Source organism: Escherichia sp. WS1152, from assembly GCF_046487665.1.
Classification (GTDB): domain Bacteria; phylum Pseudomonadota; class Gammaproteobacteria; order Enterobacterales; family Enterobacteriaceae; genus Escherichia; species Escherichia coli.
Map to the genome: position 1 here is coordinate 139,471 of NZ_JBJQJA010000001.1, position 18,034 is coordinate 157,504.

Consider the following 18,034-nt stretch of genomic DNA (forward strand, 5'->3'; position numbering starts at 1 on the left):
GACGCCGCCGGGCTGAGAAGATTACAGCATATGTTCGGTACGGGCGATGATATCGTCCTGAGCTTCCGGTGACAGGGCGGTGAAGAAGGCGGAATAGCCCGCGACACGCACCACCAGATCCCGGTATTGATCCGGATGTTTTTTCGCCTCCAGCAATGTTTCGCGGGAAACGATGTTGTACTGAATATGCCAGCCTTTATGCACTTCAAAGAAGGTGCGCAGCAGGATCATCAGCTTCTGCTTATCAGATTCGTTCTCCAGTGTGGCTGGATTCAGTTTCTGGTTGAGCAACACGCCGCCGAGAATCGCTGCCGTAGGCAGTTTACCCACCGAGCCAATGACCGCAGTAGGGCCAAGATGATCAGTACCGGAAGCCGGGCTTGCGCCTTCTGCCAGCGGGGTATGCGCTTTACGTCCGTCCGGCGTTGCCATAGTCTGCGCGCCAAACGGTACGTTAGCGGAGATAGACGACGTACCCGCGTAATAGTTGCCGCCAACCGGACCACGACCGTAGCGTGGGTTATGGTACTGTTTCAGTTCGTCGATATAGGTCTGATAAGCGCGAGCCAGCAGCGTATCGACAGTATCATCGTCGTTGCCGTACTTCGGCGCACCGTTAATCAGCCGCTGACGCAGCTGCTCGTGAGTCAGGCCGTCGAAGTCATCTGCCAGTGCGGCAGCAAGCTGTTGCTGACCAATCGCGCCCTGTTCAAATACCAGTTTCTTCACGGCCGCCAGGCTGTTGCCGAGGTTGGCAATGCCAACCTGCAGGCCAGAAACCCAGTCATATTTCGCGCCGCCTTGCTTGATGCTTTTCGTTCGCTCAATACAGTCATCCACCAGCGCCGAGCAGAGAATATCGTGCACGTTCTCTTCCAGCATGGTGTCGACGACATATTCGATTTCGATTGATTTACGCGTGTAGTAACGGATTTGCGTATCCCACGCGTCCATCACTTCATCGAAGTTGTTGAAGTTACCTGCCGACAACGCTTTTTCTTGTGGCAGGAACACTTTGCCGCTGGTGGCATCACGCCCGCCTTCCAGCGCCGCCAGCATCACGCGGGCGAAGTTGATAAAGCTCATGCCGGTACAGCGATAGCCCCATTTGCCACCGACGGCGGTTTCGATACAACCAATCGCTGCATAGTCGTAAGCATCCTGCGGTTCAATACCGAGTTTAATAAATTCCGGGATGACTATTTCATCGTTGTTGAACGCCGGCATCCCGAAGCCGCAGCGGATCACCTGCACACAGGCGTCGAGGAAATCGTTACTCATACCCGCATGGTAACGCACGCTGAGGTTAGGCTGAGTCGAACGCAGGCGACCGCAGGATTCGAGGATCGCGTAAGAGAGTGGATTCACCGCATCCATTGGTTGACCATCAACCAGATTTTGCCCGCCAATGGTGACGTTCTGATACAGCGGACTTCCCGCAGAGGCTTTTGAGTGTGAGCCTGAGCGGATTTTGTTCACTTCCAGCAGTTTCAGCCAGCAGCTATGCAGCAATTCGATGGCGTGTTCGCGATCCAGTGTCTGGTTGAGTTCAACGTCGCGGCGATAGTACGGGTAGAGATACTGGTCCATACGACCAAACGATACTGAGTGACCGTTAGATTCGATCTGCAAAATCAACTGGATGAAGTAACACAGTTGCAGCGCCTGCCAGAAAGTCTGCGGCGGCTGGTGGGCGATAAGATCGCAGTTTTCTGCCATCGCCAGCAGTTCATCGCGACGGCTTTCGCGGGTTTCGGTCGCGGCCATTTCACGCGCCAGGGCAGCGAAACGTTCAATATGTTCACTGACTGCCACCAGCACGATATCAATCGCTTTCAGGAATTGCTCACCGTGTAAATCTTCCAGCACCGTCAGGTTGATGCGCGAGCGACGTTCCGCTACTTTCTCGCGCAGACCATCAAGCCCTTTTTCCAGCAGCAGCGGGAAATTGACCGCCAGGTGCGCATCGCCGGAGGTCATATTGCCTTCCGCTTTAATGATGCCGGTCGCCAGCAGACCTTTTTGCTCATCGGTAAACATGCCGTAGCAGCGATCCTGTACGGTCTGACCGCGCCACCACGGGCACACTTCATGCAGAACGCGTTTGTTCTCTTCGCTCACCGCAAAGCCAGCACCGGGACGATCTGCCAGATCATCAATCTCTTTTTCGATCCACGAGACAGTATATTCCGGGAAGATCGGCGCGGCGCGAACTTCGCTTGCCTGGTTGCCGATGATCAACTCATCGTGCTTGATCCAGATAGTGCGATTCGCCAGGTGATGTGCCAGCGCCAGCGCGCGACGTACAGGGATCGGCTTATCGAGATGTTGTTGATACATCTCGGTATAGTGCTGCGCGCGCTCGGTACAAACCGGCGGTTTCACAATATGCACCAGTGCATTTTTGTGCGCTTTAATGCGGTCGCTGAGCGTGTCCAGTTTCAATGTGGTCATGGTTGTTATCCTCGTAAGGTCGCGGTTAACCCTTTCTGGCAGGCATACTGCTGGGCAAAGTCGAGCAGTTCTGGCGCATCAAGCGGTTTTTCCGGGGCGTCATAGGGCAGATTAAGTAAGTGATATTTGTTGATGCCCAGCGTGTGGTAGGGCAGGAAATGGATTTCGCCAACGTGCAGCTCGTCGGCGACAAAATCGGTAATGGCTTTTACAGAGGTTTCGTCGGCATTAAAGCCCTGAATCAGTGGCACGCGGATAATGATTTTTTTGCCCGCTGCGGCGAGTTTTTTCAGATTATCCAGCACCCTGGCGGCGTTACCGTCGGTCCACTGTTTAAACGGCGCGTCGGCAACGTGTTTTAAATCGGCAAGAAACAGATCGATATAGGGCAGAGAAGGGGCGATATATTTCCACGGCACATGCAGACAGGTTTCTACCGCAGTATGAATGCCGGCCTCGTGGCTGGCTTGCAGCAGCGCCGTCGCCATTTCCGGCTGCATAAAGGGTTCACCACCCGAAAGCGTTAAGCCTCCGCCGCTGCGATCGTAAAACGGTTTATCGCGCAAAACGGTCGCCATGATCTCCTCAACGCTTTTCACTTCACCACACACGGTTAATGCCTGTGTCGGGCAGCAGTCGGTTAACGCCGTCAGATGCTCCGGGGTTAACTTTTCCCGATGAATAAGCAAACCATTCAGCGCGCGCTCAATCACTTCCGGCGCTGCCTTAGCGCACAGCTCGCAGCCTTCCAGACACAGTCGTGCGTCATACAGCAGATCCTGCGTGCGGGCGCGGCTTTCCGGGTTCTGACACCAGCGGCAGCCCAGCGAACAGCCTTTAAGAAATACGACCGTGCGGATACCGGGGCCATCATGGGTCGAGTAGCGCTGAATATTGAAAATCATAGTTGCCTCTCTGTTTCGTTCAAACATTAAAATACTTTCGAATGAAAGTTAGATTGATGTGCGTCAACTGTTCAGAGAGTTTTCCCGTGATAGTCTACATTCAGACAAAAAGTACATTTTGAGGATGGTTATGGAACTGTATCTGGATACTTCAGACGTTGTTGCGGTGAAGGCGCTGTCACGTATTTTTCCGCTGGCGGGCGTGACCACTAACCCAAGCATTATCGCCGCGGGTAAAAAACCGCTGGAGGTTGTGCTTCCGGAACTTCATGAAGCGATGGGCGGTCAGGGGCGTCTGTTTGCCCAGGTAATGGCTATCACTGCTGAAGGGATGGTGAATGACGCACGTAAATTGCGTTCTATTATTGCGGATATCGTGGTGAAAGTTCCGGTGACCGCCGAGGGGCTGGCAGCGATTAAGATGTTAAAAGCGGAAGGGATTCCGACGCTGGGAACCGCGGTATATGGCGCGGCACAAGGGTTGCTGTCGGCGCTGGCAGGTGCGGAATATGTTGCGCCTTACGTTAATCGTATTGATGCTCAGGGCGGTAGCGGCATTCAGACTGTGACCGACTTACACCAGTTATTGAAAATGCATGCGCCGCAGGCGAAAGTGCTGGCAGCGAGTTTCAAAACCCCGCGTCAGGCGCTGGACTGCTTACTGGCAGGATGTGAATCAATTACTCTGCCACTGGATGTGGCACAACAGATGATTAGCTATCCGGCGGTAGATGCCGCTGTGGCGAAGTTTGAGCAGGACTGGCAGGGAGCGTTTGGCAGAACGTCGATTTAACCGGACGTTCTGCATCCTCATAAATTGCTGATGACGTGGCGGAGTGCCGCGTCTTATCAGGCCTGAAGGTGGCAATTACTGCCCGCACACCTCACACCCCGGATTACTCATCAGTTTCATTTCGCGAAACTGACAGGTCATCGCATCGTACATGACGATTTTGCCGCTGGCCGGTTTGCCATAACCTGCCAGCAGTTTGATCGCTTCCATTGCCTGCAACGAACCAATCACGCCGATCAACGGTGCCATCACGCCTGCTTCAACGCAGGTTAACGCGTTCTCGCCAAACAAACGGCTAAGGCAGCGATAGCAAGGCTCGCCGTCCTGATAAGTGAAGACCGTGATTTGACCTTCCATACGAATTGCCGCGCCGGAAACCAGCGGCACCTTCGCGGCAAAACAGCCTGCGTTCAGTTGATTACGTACCGCAACGTTATCCGTACAGTCGAGCACCAGATCGTGTTCAGCAATCAATGCTGCAAGTTCTGCGTCATCCAGCAGTGCATTGACTGGCGTAATCGCGATATGTGGGTTGATCCGCGCCAGGGCGTCACGGGCGGATTCCACCTTCGGTTGCCCGACCGTAGCATCACTGTGCAGCGTCTGGCGTTGCAGATTCGAGAGCGAAACCGTGTCGAAGTCGAGCAGCGTCAGGTTGCCGACACCGGCGCTTGCCAGATACTGCGAGGCTGCGCAGCCGAGTCCACCGAGGCCGACTACCAGCACACGAGAATCTTTTAGCGCCTCCTGACCGTCAAAATCAAAACCGCGCAGAATGATTTGCCGGTTGTAGCGCAGCATCTCCTGATCGCTGAGTTCCGCCATTACAGGCCTCCGAACAACGCGTTAAACGGTTCTACTTCCACCCATTCGCCCACTTCCACATTGCCGCGATCGCGTTCCAGTACGATAAAGCAGTTGCCGAGGCTAAAGGAGCTAAATATATGTGAACCCTGATGTCCGGTGGTCGTCACTTCCAGTTCGCCATCGGCGTTGCGTTGCAGCACGCCGCGCTGGAAATCAAGGCGACCTGGCGTTTTTTTCAGGCGGGACGCTGTGCGTACGCGCTGGCGCGCGGGCAGGCCGCTGGCGGTGTTGCCGCTTAGTTTTGCCAGCAAAGGCTGTACCAGTTGATAGAAGGTCAGCGTCGCTGAAACCGGGTTGCCCGGCAGGCCGCAGAACCAGCTATTGCTGAGTTTACCGAACGCGAACGGTTTACCTGGTTTAATCGCCAGCTTCCAGAAGGCGATCTCCCCCAGCTCTTCAAGAATCGTTTTGGTGTAATCCGCTTCACCCACTGAAACACCGCCGGAACTGATCACCACATCCGCCTGGCTGTCGGCTTCAATAAATGCGGCGCGCAGGGCATGGGGATCGTCGCGGATAATCCCTAAGTTGATTACCTCGCATCCCAACTGTTCTAACATCAGGTGTACGGCGAGACGGTTGGTATCGTAGATTTGGCCGTCGCCCAGCGGCTGACCGGGCAACTGGAGTTCATCACCGGTAGAAAAAAGCGCCACTCGCACTTTACGAATCACCGGAACTTCGGCAATCCCCAGTGAAGCAATTACTGGCAGCTCTGCGGTAGTCAGGCGAGTCCCCGCCGGGAAAACAACCGCACCTGCAGAGATATCTTCACCGCGACGGCGAATATTTTGCCCGCTACGCACTTCAGCAGTAAAACGCACGCCATTGTCCGTTTGTTCAGTCTGCTCCTGCATCACCACCGCTTCGCAGCCTTCCGGCACCGGCGCACCGGTCATAATACGAATGCAGGTACCCGCAGGCCATTCACCATGGTACGGCTGACCGGCAAAGGATTTACCGGCAACGGGCAGCGGTTGCCCGGAGGCAATATCGGCTAAACGCACCGCGTAGCCGTCCATTGCGGAGTTATCAAACCCCGGAACATCAAGCGGCGAAACGACATCGCTCGCCAGAATACGACCAAAACACTGTACCAGTGGCAGCGTTTCCTGGGCGGTCAGTGGGGTGACGCGAGAAAGCATCTCATTAAGCGCGGTGTCGAGCGACATCAATCCGGTGGTAAATTCCATGAAAACACTCCTGCGGAGGCAAAATCGAATTTGCCTATTATGTCAGAAAAACGCCACAGACTGTATGCCACCTCGGGCGTAGCGCTGGGTCCTGCCTTTACATGCCATATCCATCTTTCTATATTCAAAAATTGAATGAGTAATTCATAAAAATTCTGATATTTATAGCAAAAGTGGCGAGCCACCCTTAATGGACGAATACTATGGGCAAAGCAGTCATTGCAATTCATGGTGGCGCAGGTGCAATTAGCCGCGCGCAGATGAGTCTGCAACAGGAATTACGCTACATCGAGGCGTTGTCTGCCATTGTTGAAACCGGGCAGAAAATGCTGGAAGCGGGCGAAAGTGCGCTGGATGTGGTGACGGAAGCGGTGCGTCTGCTGGAAGAGTGTCCACTGTTTAACGCCGGAATTGGCGCCGTCTTTACGCGTGATGAAACGCATGAACTGGACGCCTGTGTGATGGATGGTAACACCCTGAAAGCCGGTGCGGTGGCGGGCGTTAGTCATCTGCGTAATCCGGTTCTTGCCGCCCGGCTGGTGATGGAGCAAAGCTCGCATGTGATGATGATTGGCGAAGGGGCAGAAAATTTTGCGTTTGCTCATGGCATGGAGCGCGTCTCACCGGAGATTTTCTCCACGCCTTTGCGTTATGAACAACTAATGGCAGCGCGCGAGGAAGGGGCAACAGTCCTCGACCATAGCGGTGCGCCACTGGATGAAAAACAGAAAATGGGCACCGTGGGGGCCGTGGCGTTGGATTTAGACGGCAATCTGGCGGCAGCCACGTCCACGGGCGGAATGACCAATAAATTACCCGGACGAGTTGGCGATAGCCCCTTAGTGGGTGCCGGATGCTACGCCAATAACGCCAGTGTGGCGGTTTCTTGTACCGGCACGGGCGAAGTCTTCATCCGCGCGCTGGCGGCATATGACATCGCCGCGTTAATGGATTACGGCGGATTAAGTCTCGCGGAAGCCTGCGAGCGGGTAGTAATGGAAAAACTCCCTGCGCTTGGCGGTAGCGGTGGCTTAATCGCTATCGACCATGAAGGGAATGTCGCGCTACCGTTTAACACCGAAGGAATGTATCGCGCCTGGGGCTACGCAGGCGATACGCCAACCACCGGTATCTACCGTGAAAAAGGGGACGCCGTTGCCACACAGTGATGAACTTGATGCCGGTAATGTGCTGGCGGTTGAAAATCTTAATATTGCCTTTATGCAGGACCAGCAGAAAATAGCTGCGGTCCGCAATCTCTCTTTTAGCCTGCAACGCGGTGAGACGCTGGCAATTGTTGGCGAATCCGGCTCCGGTAAGTCAGTGACTGCGCTGGCATTGATGCGTCTGTTGGAACAGGCGGGCGGTTTAGTACAGTGCGATAAAATGCTGTTGCGGCGGCGCAGTCGTGAAGTGATTGAACTTAGCGAGCAGAGCGCTGCACAAATGCGTCATGTGCGCGGTGCGGATATGGCGATGATATTTCAGGAGCCGATGACATCGCTGAACCCGGTATTTACTGTGGGTGAACAGATTGCCGAATCAATTCGTCTGCATCAAAACGCCAGTCGTGAAGAAGCGATGGTCGAGGCGAAGCGGATGCTGGATCAGGTACGCATTCCGGAGGCACAAACCATTCTTTCACGTTATCCGCATCAACTCTCTGGCGGGATGCGCCAGCGAGTGATGATTGCGATGGCGCTGTCATGCCGCCCGGCGGTGCTGATTGCCGATGAGCCAACCACCGCGCTGGATGTCACTATTCAGGCGCAGATCCTGCAATTAATCAAAGTATTGCAAAAAGAGATGTCGATGGGCGTTATCTTTATCACTCACGATATGGGCGTGGTGGCAGAGATTGCCGATCGGGTACTGGTGATGTATCAGGGCGAGGCGGTGGAAACGGGTACCGTCGAACAGATTTTTCATGCACCGCAACATCCTTACACCCGTGCGCTGTTAGCTGCTGTTCCGCAACTTGGTGCGATGAAAGGGTTAGATTATCCCCGACGTTTCCCGTTGATATCGCTTGAACATCCAGCGAAACAGGAACCCCCCATCGAGCAGAAAACGGTGGTGGATGGCGAACCTGTTTTACGGGTGCGTAATCTGGTCACCCGTTTCCCTTTGCGCAGCGGTTTGTTGAATCGCGTAACGCGGGAAGTGCATGCCGTTGAGAAAGTCAGTTTTGATCTCTGGCCTGGCGAAACGCTATCGCTGGTGGGCGAGTCTGGCAGCGGTAAATCCACTACCGGGCGGGCGTTGCTGCGCCTGGTCGAATCGCAGGGCGGCGAAATTATCTTTAACGGTCAGCGAATCGATACCTTGTCACCCGGCAAACTTCAGGTATTGCGCCGCGATATTCAGTTTATTTTTCAGGACCCTTACGCTTCGCTGGACCCACGTCAGACCATCGGTGATTCGATTATCGAACCGTTGCGTGTACACGGTTTATTGCCAGGTAAAGAAGCGGTTGCACGCGTTGCGTGGTTGCTGGAGCGCGTGGGCCTGTTACCTGAACATGCCTGGCGTTACCCGCATGAGTTTTCCGGCGGTCAGCGCCAGCGCATCTGCATTGCTCGCGCGTTGGCATTGAATCCAAAAGTGATCATTGCCGACGAAGCCGTTTCGGCGCTGGATGTTTCTATTCGCGGGCAGATTATCAACTTGTTGCTCGATCTCCAGCGTGATTTCGGCATTGCGTATCTGTTTATCTCCCACGATATGGCTGTGGTAGAGCGGATTAGTCATCGTGTGGCGGTGATGTATCTCGGGCAAATTGTTGAAATTGGTCCACGGCGCGCGGTCTTCGAAAACCCGCAGCATCCTTATACGCGTAAATTACTGGCGGCAGTTCCGGTCGCTGAACCGTCCCGACAACGACCGCAGCGTGTACTGCTGTCGGACGATCTTCCCAGCAATATTCATCTGCGTGGCGAAGAGGTTGCACCCGTCTCGTTGCAATGCGTCGGGCCGGGGCATTACGTCGCACAACCACAATCAGAATACGCATTCATGCGTAGATAACATTCAGGCGGAGAATAAAATGGCAAGAGCTGTACACCGTAGTGGGTTAGTGGCGCTGGGCATTGCGACAGCGTTGATGGCATCTTGTGCATTCGCTGCCAAAGATGTGGTGGTGGCGGTAGGATCGAATTTCACCACGCTCGATCCGTATGACGCGAATGACACGTTATCTCAGGCCGTAGCGAAATCGTTTTACCAGGGGCTGTTCGGTCTGGATAAAGAGATGAAACTGAAAAACGTGCTGGCGGAGAGTTATACCGTTTCCGATGACGGCATTACTTACACCGTGAAATTGCGGGAAGGCATTAAATTCCAGGATGGCACCGATTTCAACGCCGCAGCGGTGAAAGCGAATCTGGACCGGGCCAGCGATCCGGCAAATCATCTTAAACGCTATAACCTGTATAAGAATATTGCTAAAACGGAAGCGATCGATCCGACAACGGTAAAGATTACCCTCAAACAGCCGTTCTCAGCGTTTATTAATATTCTTGCCCATCCGGCGACCGCGATGATTTCACCGGCAGCGCTGGAAAAATATGGCAAGGAGATTGGTTTTCATCCGGTGGGAACCGGACCGTATGAACTGGATACCTGGAATCAGACTGATTTTGTGAAGGTGAAAAAATTCGCGGGTTACTGGCAGCCAGGATTGCCCAAACTGGACAGCATAACCTGGCGTCCGGTGGCGGATAACAACACCCGCGCGGCAATGCTGCAAACCGGTGAAGCGCAGTTTGCTTTCCCCATTCCTTACGAGCAGGCCGCACTGCTGGAGAAAAACAAAAATATCGAGTTGATGGCCAGTCCGTCAATTATGCAGCGTTATATCAGTATGAACGTGACGCAAAAGCCATTCGATAACCCGAAGGTCCGTGAGGCGCTGAATTACGCCATTAACCGTCCGGCGCTGGTGAAAGTGGCCTTCGCGGGCTATGCAACGCCAGCTACTGGTGTGGTACCGCCGAGTATCGCCTACGCGCAAAGTTATAAACCGTGGCCTTACGATCCAGTGAAAGCGCGCGAATTACTGAAAGAGGCGGGATATCCCAATGGTTTCAATACCACGCTGTGGTCGTCACATAACCACAGCACCGCGCAGAAAGTGCTGCAATTTACCCAGCAGCAGTTAGCGCAGGTCGGGATTAAAGCCCAGGTGACTGCGATGGATGCCGGACAGCGGGCGGCAGAAGTTGAAGGTAAAGGGCAAAAAGAGAGCGGCGTGCGGATGTTCTACACTGGCTGGTCGGCTTCAACCGGCGAAGCGGACTGGGCACTATCGCCGCTGTTTGCCTCGCAGAACTGGCCACCGACGCTGTTTAATACCGCGTTTTACAGCAATAAACAGGTGGATGACTTCCTGGCTCAGGCACTGAAAACTAATGATCCGGCGGAAAAGACCCGCTTGTATAAGGCGGCGCAGGATATCATCTGGCAAGAGTCGCCGTGGATCCCGCTGGTGGTAGAAAAACTGGTGTCGGCACACAGTAAAAACCTGACCGGTTTTTGGATCATGCCAGACACCGGCTTCAGCTTTGAAGACGCGGATTTGCAATAAGCAACGCAGGGAGTGGAATGCTTAATTACGTTATCAAACGATTACTGGGGTTGATTCCGACGCTGTTTATCGTCTCGGTGCTGGTGTTTTTATTTGTGCATATGCTGCCCGGCGATCCGGCGCGATTGATTGCCGGGCCCGAAGCTGATGCGCAGGTTATAGAACTGGTGCGTCAGCAGCTGGGGTTGGATCAGCCGCTGTATCACCAGTTCTGGCACTATATCAGCAATGCTGTGCAGGGGGATTTTGGCCTGTCGATGGTGTCGCGTCGTCCGGTTGCCGATGAGATTGCCAGCCGCTTTATGCCAACGCTGTGGCTGACCATAACCAGTATGGTCTGGGCGGTGATATTTGGTATGGCGGCGGGAATTATCGCCGCCGTCTGGCGTAATCGTTGGCCGGATCGATTGAGTATGACCATTGCGGTGTCGGGGATCTCGTTTCCGGCATTTGCTCTGGGGATGCTTTTAATTCAGGTATTCTCCGTTGAACTGGGCTGGCTGCCTACCGTGGGAGCAGACAGTTGGCAGCACTACATTTTACCCTCCCTGACGCTCGGCGCGGCAGTGGCCGCCGTGATGGCGCGCTTTACCCGCGCGTCGTTTGTCGACGTTTTAAGCGAAGATTATATGCGTACCGCGAGGGCGAAAGGGGTGAGCGAAACCTGGGTTGTCCTCAAACACGGGCTACGTAACGCGATGATCCCGGTAGTGACCATGATGGGCTTACAGTTTGGCTTTTTGCTCGGTGGTTCTATCGTGGTGGAGAAAGTTTTCAACTGGCCCGGACTTGGACGCTTACTCGTTGACTCCGTAGAAATGCGCGATTACCCGGTGATTCAGGCGGAAATTCTGCTTTTCTCGCTGGAATTTATTCTTATCAACTTAGTGGTGGATGTGCTTTACGCCGCCATTAACCCGGCTATCAGGTACAAGTAAGGATGCGACTATTTAACTGGCGACGTCAGGCGGTGTTAAACGCCATGCCACTGGTCAAACCTGACCAGGTACGTACACCGTGGCATGAATTCTGGCGACGATTTCGCCGTCAGCATATGGCGATGACCGCCGCATTATTCGTTATTTTATTGATTATGGTGGCCATTTTTGCACGCTGGATCGCTCCCTATGACGCCGAAAATTATTTTGATTATGACAATCTGAATAACGGACCTTCTTTGCAGCACTGGTTTGGCGTCGATTCACTGGGGCGCGACATTTTCAGCCGTGTCCTGGTTGGTGCGCAAATCTCGCTGGCTGCGGGCGTGTTTGCCGTGTTTATCGGTGCGGCGATAGGGACGTTGCTGGGCTTGCTGGCTGGATATTATGAAGGCTGGTGGGATCGGCTGATCATGCGCATTTGCGATGTGCTGTTTGCCTTCCCGGGTATTTTACTGGCGATCGCTGTTGTTGCGGTGTTGGGAAGCGGCATTGCTAACGTGATTATTGCAGTCGCCATTTTTTCCATCCCCGCGTTTGCCCGCCTGGTGCGCGGCAACACGCTGGTGTTGAAACAGCAAACCTTTATTGAGTCAGCACGCAGTATTGGTGCCAGCGATATGACCATTTTATTGCGTCATATCTTGCCTGGGACCGTCTCGTCTATCGTGGTGTTTTTCACCATGCGCATTGGCACTTCGATTATCTCTGCCGCCAGCCTGTCATTTCTCGGCCTCGGTGCGCAGCCGCCGACACCAGAGTGGGGAGCAATGCTCAATGAGGCTCGAGCGGATATGGTTATCGCGCCGCATGTCGCTGTTTTTCCGGCCCTGGCTATTTTTCTGACTGTACTGGCGTTCAATTTGTTGGGCGATGGTTTACGCGATGCGCTGGATCCGAAAATTAAAGGATAGTTACGTTTGAATATTGCTTGAAAGAGTAATCACCTCACAGGAAATTATTGCCCTAAGCAAGTGTTGTAACTTTCTGCTGATTTTGTAGAATCGGGTAATTTGGTTAAAAGCCGCAGCAAGGGACTGTTTTTGCAGCGGCACAGCGTTCAGACAGTTATTTTGTTAAATGTATTAACATGCTGAGTTTATACGAAAAGATAAAGATAAGGCTGATAATTTTATTTTTATTGGCAGCACTGTCATTTATTGGCCTTTTTTTCATCATTAACTATCAACTGGTATCGGAACGCGCGGTAAAACGTGCCGATAGCCGCTTTGAACTTATTCAGAAAAACGTTGGCTATTTCTTTAAAGATATTGAACGTTCGGCCCTGACATTAAAGGACTCACTGTATTTATTAAAAAATACAGAGGAGATTCAACGCGCTGTGATCCTGAAAATGGAAATGATGCCATTTTTAGACTCGGTGGGACTGGTACTTGATGATAATAAATATTATCTCTTTTCGCGGAGGGCGAACGATAAAATCGTTGTTTATCATCAGGAACAAGTAAATGGACCGCTTGTCGACGAGTCAGGGCGGGTTATTTTTGCCGATTTTAACCCATCGAAACGACCGTGGTCGGTGGCTTCAGATGACTCTAACAACAGCTGGAATCCGGCATACAATTGCTTTGATCGTCCGGGTAAAAAATGTATCTCTTTTACGCTACGCATCAACGGCAAAGATCACGATTTGTTAGCGGTGGATAAAATTCATGTCGATTTAAACTGGCGATATCTGAACGAGTATCTTGATCAAATCAGCGCTAATGATGAAGTTCTATTTTTGAAACAAGGCCATGAGATCATTGCCAAGAATCAACTCGCTCGTGAAAAACTGATTATTTATAATAGCGAAGGTAATTATAATATTATTGATTCTGTCGATACTGAATATATCGAAAAAACATCAGCGGTGCCAAATAACGCATTATTCGAAATCTATTTTTATTATCCGGGCGGTAATTTATTGAACGCATCAGATAAACTTTTTTATCTGCCGTTTGCGTTCATTATTATCGTATTGCTGGTGGTTTATTTACTGACCACTCGTGTGTTCCGTCGGCAATTTTCTGAAATGACAGAGCTGGTTAATACGCTGGCGTTTTTGCCTGACTCAACGGATCAGATCGAGGCTCTGAAAATTCGCGAAGGCGATGCGAAAGAGATTATCAGCATCAAAAATTCGATCGCGGAAATGAAAGATGCCGAAATTGAACGGTCAAATAAATTGCTCTCACTGATCTCTTACGATCAGGAAAGTGGGTTTATTAAAAATATGGCGATTATTGAGTCCAACAATAATCAGTATCTGGCTGTGGGGATCATCAAACTGTGTGGTCTGGAAGCCGTGGAAGCGGTGTTTGGTGTTGATGAACGCAATAAAATCGTCAGGAAATTGTGTCAGCGAATTGCCGAGAAATATGCACAATGCTGCGATATCGTGACATTCAATGCCGATCTCTATTTACTTCTGTGTCGGGAAAATGTACAGACATTTACCCGTAAAATAGCGATGGTAAACGATTTTGACAGCAGCTTTGGCTACCGCAATCTGCGCATCCATAAGTCTGCCATTTGTGAACCTTTGCAGGGGGAAAACGCCTGGAGTTACGCAGAAAAACTGAAACTGGCGATTTCCAGTATCCGTGACCATATGTTCTCCGAGTTTATTTTCTGTGATGACGCGAAACTCAACGAAATAGAAGAGAATATCTGGATTGCGCGTAATATTCGCCATGCAATGGAAATTGGCGAACTATTCCTCGTCTATCAACCGATCGTTGATATTAACACCCGCGCCATTCTGGGCGCGGAGGCGTTGTGCCGTTGGGTGTCTGCGGAGCGGGGGATCATTTCACCGCTGAAGTTCATTACCATTGCTGAAGATATCGGGTTTATCAATGAGCTGGGTTATCAGATTATTAAAACGGCAATGGGTGAATTCAGACATTTTAGTCAGCGTGCGTCGCTGAAGGATGATTTCTTACTGCATATTAATGTTTCGCCCTGGCAGTTAAACGAACCACACTTTCATGAGCGTTTTACCACCATTATGAAAGAAAATGGCCTGAAGGCGAACAGCCTCTGTGTTGAGATCACTGAAACCGTAATCGAACGAATTAATGAACATTTTTATCTCAATATTGAACAATTGCGTAAACAAGGGGTACGGATATCGATTGATGACTTTGGCACCGGTTTGTCAAACCTGAAACGTTTTTATGAAATTAATCCAGACAGCATAAAGGTGGACTCGCAATTTACCGGCGATATTTTCGGTACTGCGGGAAAAATTGTGCGCATTATTTTCGACCTGGCACGCTATAACCGGATCCCGGTGATTGCGGAAGGCGTAGAGAGCGAAGACGTTGCGCGCGAATTAATCAAATTAGGATGTGTTCAGGCTCAGGGGTATCTGTACCAGAAACCCATGCCATTCTCCGCCTGGGATAAAAGTGGAAAATTAGTAAAAGAGTAGTTTACGTATGTCCAGAATCAATAAGTTCGTACTTACAGTCAGTCTGCTGATTTTTATCATGATTTCAGCAGTTGCCTGCGGGATCTACACTCAAATGGTAAAGGAACGGGTGTATAGCCTGAAACAGTCCGTTATTGATACTGCTTTTGCGGTGGCAAATATTGCTGAATATCGGCGTAGCGTGGCAATTGATCTTATCAACACGCTAAATCCCACGGAGGAACAGCTGTTGGTTGGCTTACGCACAGCTTACGCCGACTCGGTTTCACCCTCTTATTTGTACGATGTCGGTCCTTATCTGATTTCCAGTGACGAATGTATTCAGGTAAAGGAGTTCGAGAAAAATTATTGTGCAGATATTATGCAGGTTGTGAAGTATCGACATGTCAAAAATACAGGGTTTATCTCTTTTGACGGTAAAACCTTCGTCTATTACCTCTATCCGGTAACTCACAATCGTAGTCTGATATTTTTGCTTGGTCTGGAGCGTTTTTCTTTACTGTCAAAATCTCTGGCGATGGATAGCGAGAACCTGATGTTCTCTCTGTTTAAGAACGGTAAACCGGTGACCGGTGATGAATATAATGCTAAAAACGCCATCTTCACCGTTTCGGAAGCGATGGAGCACTTCGCCTATTTGCCGACCGGATTGTACGTATTTGCGTATAAAAAAGATGTTTATTTGCGGGTTTGTACATTGATTATTTTCTTTGCCGCATTGGTGGCAGTGATATCGGGTACCAGTTGCCTCTATCTGGTACGCAGAGTGATTAATCGTGGTATTGTGGAGAAAGAAGCCATTATTAATAACCATTTTGAACGCGTACTGGATGGCGGGCTTTTCTTTTCGGCTGCCGATGTCAAAAAACTCTACAGTATGTATAACTCGGCGTTCCTGGACGACCTGACCAAAGCAATGGGCAGAAAATCCTTTGACGAAGATTTAAAAGCGCTGCCGGAAAAAGGCGGTTATTTGTGCCTGTTTGACGTCGATAAATTCAAAAACATTAACGACACCTTCGGTCATTTGCTGGGTGATGAAGTGTTGATGAAAGTGGTGAAAATCCTTAAATCACAGATCCCGGTAGATAAAGGTAAAGTCTACCGCTTCGGCGGTGACGAATTTGCGGTGATTTATACGGGTGGAACGCTGGAAGAGTTGCTATCGATTCTAAAAGAAATCGTTCATTTCCAGGTGGGAAGCATTAATTTAAGCACCAGTATCGGTGTAGCGCATTCAAATGAATGTCCTACCGTCGAACGCTTGAAAATGCTGGCGGATGAGCGGCTGTATAAGAGTAAGAAAAACGGCAGGGCACAGATTAGCTGGCAGTAATCATTATTCGCAGGCCGGACAAATGATTTTGCCCGGCCTGAAATAATTAAACCCGGCTACCCCACAAATCGTACTCATCGGCGTGCTCGATTTTCACACGCAGGATATCACCCGGCTTAACGTTGGTTTCACCATTGAGATAAACCGCGCCGTCGATTTCCGGTGCATCTGCCATGCTGCGACCAATCGCGCCTTCTTCGTCCACTTCGTCGATAATCACCAGAATTTCACGGCCCACTTTCTCTTGCAGGCGCTCGGCGGAAATCTGCTGCTGCAACTGCATGAAACGGTTCCAGCGTTCTTCTTTCACTTCTTCCGGAACCTGGTCAGGCAGGGCATTGGCGTCTGCACCTTCAACCGGGCTGTATTTAAAGCAGCCAACGCGATCCAGACGCGCTTCTTTCAGGAAGTCGAGTAGCATCTGGAAATCTTCTTCCGTCTCGCCAGGGAAGCCGACAATAAAGGTTGAGCGTAGGGTCAGTTCCGGGCAGATTTCGCGCCACTGTTTGATGCGCGCCAGTTGGCGATCTACAGAACCCGGACGCTTCATCAGTTTGAGAATGCGCGGGCTGGCGTGCTGCAACGGAATGTCCAGATACGGCAGGATTTTGCCTTCTGCCATCAGTGGGATGACGTCGTCCACATGCGGATAAGGGTAAACGTAGTGCAGACGTGTCCAGATCCCCAGTTTCGATAACTGTTCGCACAGGCTGACCATGCTGGTTTTTACCGGCTCGCCGTTGTGGAAGCCAGTACGATGTTTAACATCAACGCCATAGGCGGAAGTATCCTGCGAGATCACCAGAATCTCTTTAACGCCCGCATCTACCAGACGTTTCGCTTCACTTAACACTTCGCCAATCGGACGGCTCACCAGGTCGCCGCGCATAGACGGAATAATGCAGAAGGTGCAGCGGTGATTACAGCCTTCAGAAATTTTCAGATAGGCATAATGACGCGGCGTCAGTTTGACACCTTGTTCTGGCACCAGGCTCAGGAATGGGTTGTGTTTCGGTTTTGGCACGTAGTGATGAACGTGCTCCAGAACCTGCTCATAGCTATGAGGCCCGGTGATTTCCAGCACTTTCGGGTGGACTTCGCGGATCTGATCTTCTTTTGCCCCCAGACAACCGGTCACAATTACCTTGCCGTTTTCATTCAACGCTTCACCAATGGCTTCCAGTGATTCTTGTACCGCGCTGTCAATAAAGCCGCAGGTGTTGACGATCACCATGTCCGCATCGTCATAGCTCGGTACCACGTCATAACCTTCAGTGCGTAGTTCGGTGAGAATACGCTCTGAATCGACAAGGTTTTTCGGACAGCCAAGGGAAACAAAGCCGATTTTCGGCTGGGGAGTTACTTTGCTCATAGCTTAAAAAATATTCAGTTACAGGAAAGGTCAGGGCAGGGATTCTACAGAGTTCTGGATAAAATTTGTATCGCAATCTCATTCGCTGGCGGAGGCGAAGGAAATGTAAATTTTGTTAATTCGGCGTGAAGAATTGATCCTGGACAGCATTT

General features: G+C 51.3%; 13 protein-coding genes. 8 read left to right on the forward strand and 5 right to left on the reverse strand.

Annotated features, from left to right (window positions below; all coding sequences use genetic code 11):
- Positions 1–21: 21 nt before the first annotated feature.
- The gene (locus tag ACJHW7_RS00680) at positions 22–2,454 is read right to left on the reverse strand and encodes a glycyl radical protein (RefSeq protein WP_021556627.1); all 2,433 of its coding nucleotides are present in this window, start codon (positions 2,452–2,454) and stop codon (positions 22–24) included.
- Positions 2,455–2,459: 5 nt separating this feature from the next.
- The gene (locus ACJHW7_RS00685) at positions 2,460–3,359 is read right to left on the reverse strand and encodes a glycyl-radical enzyme activating protein (protein ID WP_040234627.1); all 900 of its coding nucleotides are present in this window, start codon (positions 3,357–3,359) and stop codon (positions 2,460–2,462) included.
- 130 nt (positions 3,360–3,489) lie between these two features.
- Here ACJHW7_RS00685 and fsa point away from each other — a divergent pair, with 130 nt between their 5' ends.
- Positions 3,490–4,152, forward strand: a complete 663-nt coding sequence (gene fsa / locus ACJHW7_RS00690) for a fructose-6-phosphate aldolase (RefSeq protein ID WP_001307688.1) — start codon at positions 3,490–3,492, stop codon at positions 4,150–4,152.
- A gap of 75 nt (positions 4,153–4,227) precedes the next feature.
- Here fsa and moeB read toward each other — a convergent pair whose 3' ends face one another.
- Positions 4,228–4,977 carry a molybdopterin-synthase adenylyltransferase MoeB gene (gene moeB / locus ACJHW7_RS00695; protein ID WP_021556628.1) on the reverse strand — a complete coding sequence of 250 codons (750 nt, stop codon included), beginning with the start codon at positions 4,975–4,977 and terminating at the stop codon, positions 4,228–4,230.
- Positions 4,977–6,212 carry a molybdopterin molybdotransferase MoeA gene (gene moeA / locus ACJHW7_RS00700; protein ID WP_000397362.1) on the reverse strand — a complete coding sequence of 412 codons (1,236 nt, stop codon included), beginning with the start codon at positions 6,210–6,212 and terminating at the stop codon, positions 4,977–4,979. Before moeA ends, moeB begins: the two co-directional genes overlap by 1 nt.
- A gap of 203 nt (positions 6,213–6,415) precedes the next feature.
- Here moeA and iaaA point away from each other — a divergent pair, with 203 nt between their 5' ends.
- The 7 genes from iaaA to ACJHW7_RS00735 all read left to right on the forward strand — a co-directional run bounded on the left by iaaA (position 6,416) and on the right by ACJHW7_RS00735 (position 16,510).
- Positions 6,416–7,381 carry a beta-aspartyl-peptidase gene (gene iaaA, locus ACJHW7_RS00705; RefSeq protein WP_001624953.1) on the forward strand — a complete coding sequence of 322 codons (966 nt, stop codon included), beginning with the start codon at positions 6,416–6,418 and terminating at the stop codon, positions 7,379–7,381.
- The gene (gene gsiA / locus ACJHW7_RS00710) at positions 7,368–9,239 is read left to right on the forward strand and encodes a glutathione ABC transporter ATP-binding protein GsiA (RefSeq protein ID WP_001624956.1); all 1,872 of its coding nucleotides are present in this window, start codon (positions 7,368–7,370) and stop codon (positions 9,237–9,239) included. Before iaaA ends, gsiA begins: the two co-directional genes overlap by 14 nt.
- A 19-nt stretch (positions 9,240–9,258) precedes the next feature.
- A complete protein-coding gene (gsiB, locus tag ACJHW7_RS00715; RefSeq protein ID WP_000090132.1) occupies positions 9,259–10,797 on the forward strand; it encodes a glutathione ABC transporter substrate-binding protein GsiB in 1,539 nt (512 codons plus the stop codon).
- 17 nt (positions 10,798–10,814) lie between these two features.
- Positions 10,815–11,735: a glutathione ABC transporter permease GsiC gene (gene gsiC, locus ACJHW7_RS00720; RefSeq protein ID WP_000936043.1), complete on the forward strand. Its 921-nt coding sequence runs from the start codon at positions 10,815–10,817 to the stop codon at positions 11,733–11,735.
- Between the two features lie 2 nt (positions 11,736–11,737).
- A complete protein-coding gene (gene gsiD, locus ACJHW7_RS00725) occupies positions 11,738–12,649 on the forward strand; it encodes a glutathione ABC transporter permease GsiD (protein ID WP_001236035.1) in 912 nt (303 codons plus the stop codon).
- A gap of 176 nt (positions 12,650–12,825) precedes the next feature.
- The gene (locus ACJHW7_RS00730; protein ID WP_000950335.1) at positions 12,826–15,174 is read left to right on the forward strand and encodes an EAL domain-containing protein; all 2,349 of its coding nucleotides are present in this window, start codon (positions 12,826–12,828) and stop codon (positions 15,172–15,174) included.
- A 7-nt stretch (positions 15,175–15,181) separates the two neighbouring features.
- Entirely contained in the window at positions 15,182–16,510 is a 1,329-nt protein-coding gene (locus tag ACJHW7_RS00735; RefSeq protein WP_000086912.1) for a GGDEF domain-containing protein, read from the forward strand.
- Positions 16,511–16,556: 46 nt separating this feature from the next.
- Here ACJHW7_RS00735 and rimO read toward each other — a convergent pair whose 3' ends face one another.
- On the reverse strand, positions 16,557–17,882 hold the full coding sequence (gene rimO, locus ACJHW7_RS00740; protein WP_021556629.1) for a 30S ribosomal protein S12 methylthiotransferase RimO: 1,326 nt from the start codon (positions 17,880–17,882) through the stop codon (positions 16,557–16,559).
- Positions 17,883–18,034: the final 152 nt, after the last annotated feature.

Excerpts from the sequence above, each read along its gene's own strand:
- ACJHW7_RS00680 (WP_021556627.1), bottom strand. The coding sequence starts at position 2,454 with ATGACCACATTGAAACTGGACACGCTCAGCGACCGCATTAAAGCGCAC.
- ACJHW7_RS00685 (WP_040234627.1), bottom strand. The coding sequence starts at position 3,359 with ATGATTTTCAATATTCAGCGCTACTCGACCCATGATGGCCCCGGTATC.
- fsa (WP_001307688.1), top strand. The coding sequence starts at position 3,490 with ATGGAACTGTATCTGGATACTTCAGACGTTGTTGCGGTGAAGGCGCTG.
- moeB (WP_021556628.1), bottom strand. The coding sequence starts at position 4,977 with ATGGCGGAACTCAGCGATCAGGAGATGCTGCGCTACAACCGGCAAATC.
- moeA (WP_000397362.1), bottom strand. The coding sequence starts at position 6,212 with ATGGAATTTACCACCGGATTGATGTCGCTCGACACCGCGCTTAATGAG.
- iaaA (WP_001624953.1), top strand. The coding sequence starts at position 6,416 with ATGGGCAAAGCAGTCATTGCAATTCATGGTGGCGCAGGTGCAATTAGC.
- gsiB (WP_000090132.1), top strand. The coding sequence starts at position 9,259 with ATGGCAAGAGCTGTACACCGTAGTGGGTTAGTGGCGCTGGGCATTGCG.
- gsiC (WP_000936043.1), top strand. The coding sequence starts at position 10,815 with ATGCTTAATTACGTTATCAAACGATTACTGGGGTTGATTCCGACGCTG.
- gsiD (WP_001236035.1), top strand. The coding sequence starts at position 11,738 with ATGCGACTATTTAACTGGCGACGTCAGGCGGTGTTAAACGCCATGCCA.
- ACJHW7_RS00730 (WP_000950335.1), top strand. The coding sequence starts at position 12,826 with ATGCTGAGTTTATACGAAAAGATAAAGATAAGGCTGATAATTTTATTT.
- ACJHW7_RS00735 (WP_000086912.1), top strand. The coding sequence starts at position 15,182 with ATGTCCAGAATCAATAAGTTCGTACTTACAGTCAGTCTGCTGATTTTT.
- rimO (WP_021556629.1), bottom strand. The coding sequence starts at position 17,882 with ATGAGCAAAGTAACTCCCCAGCCGAAAATCGGCTTTGTTTCCCTTGGC.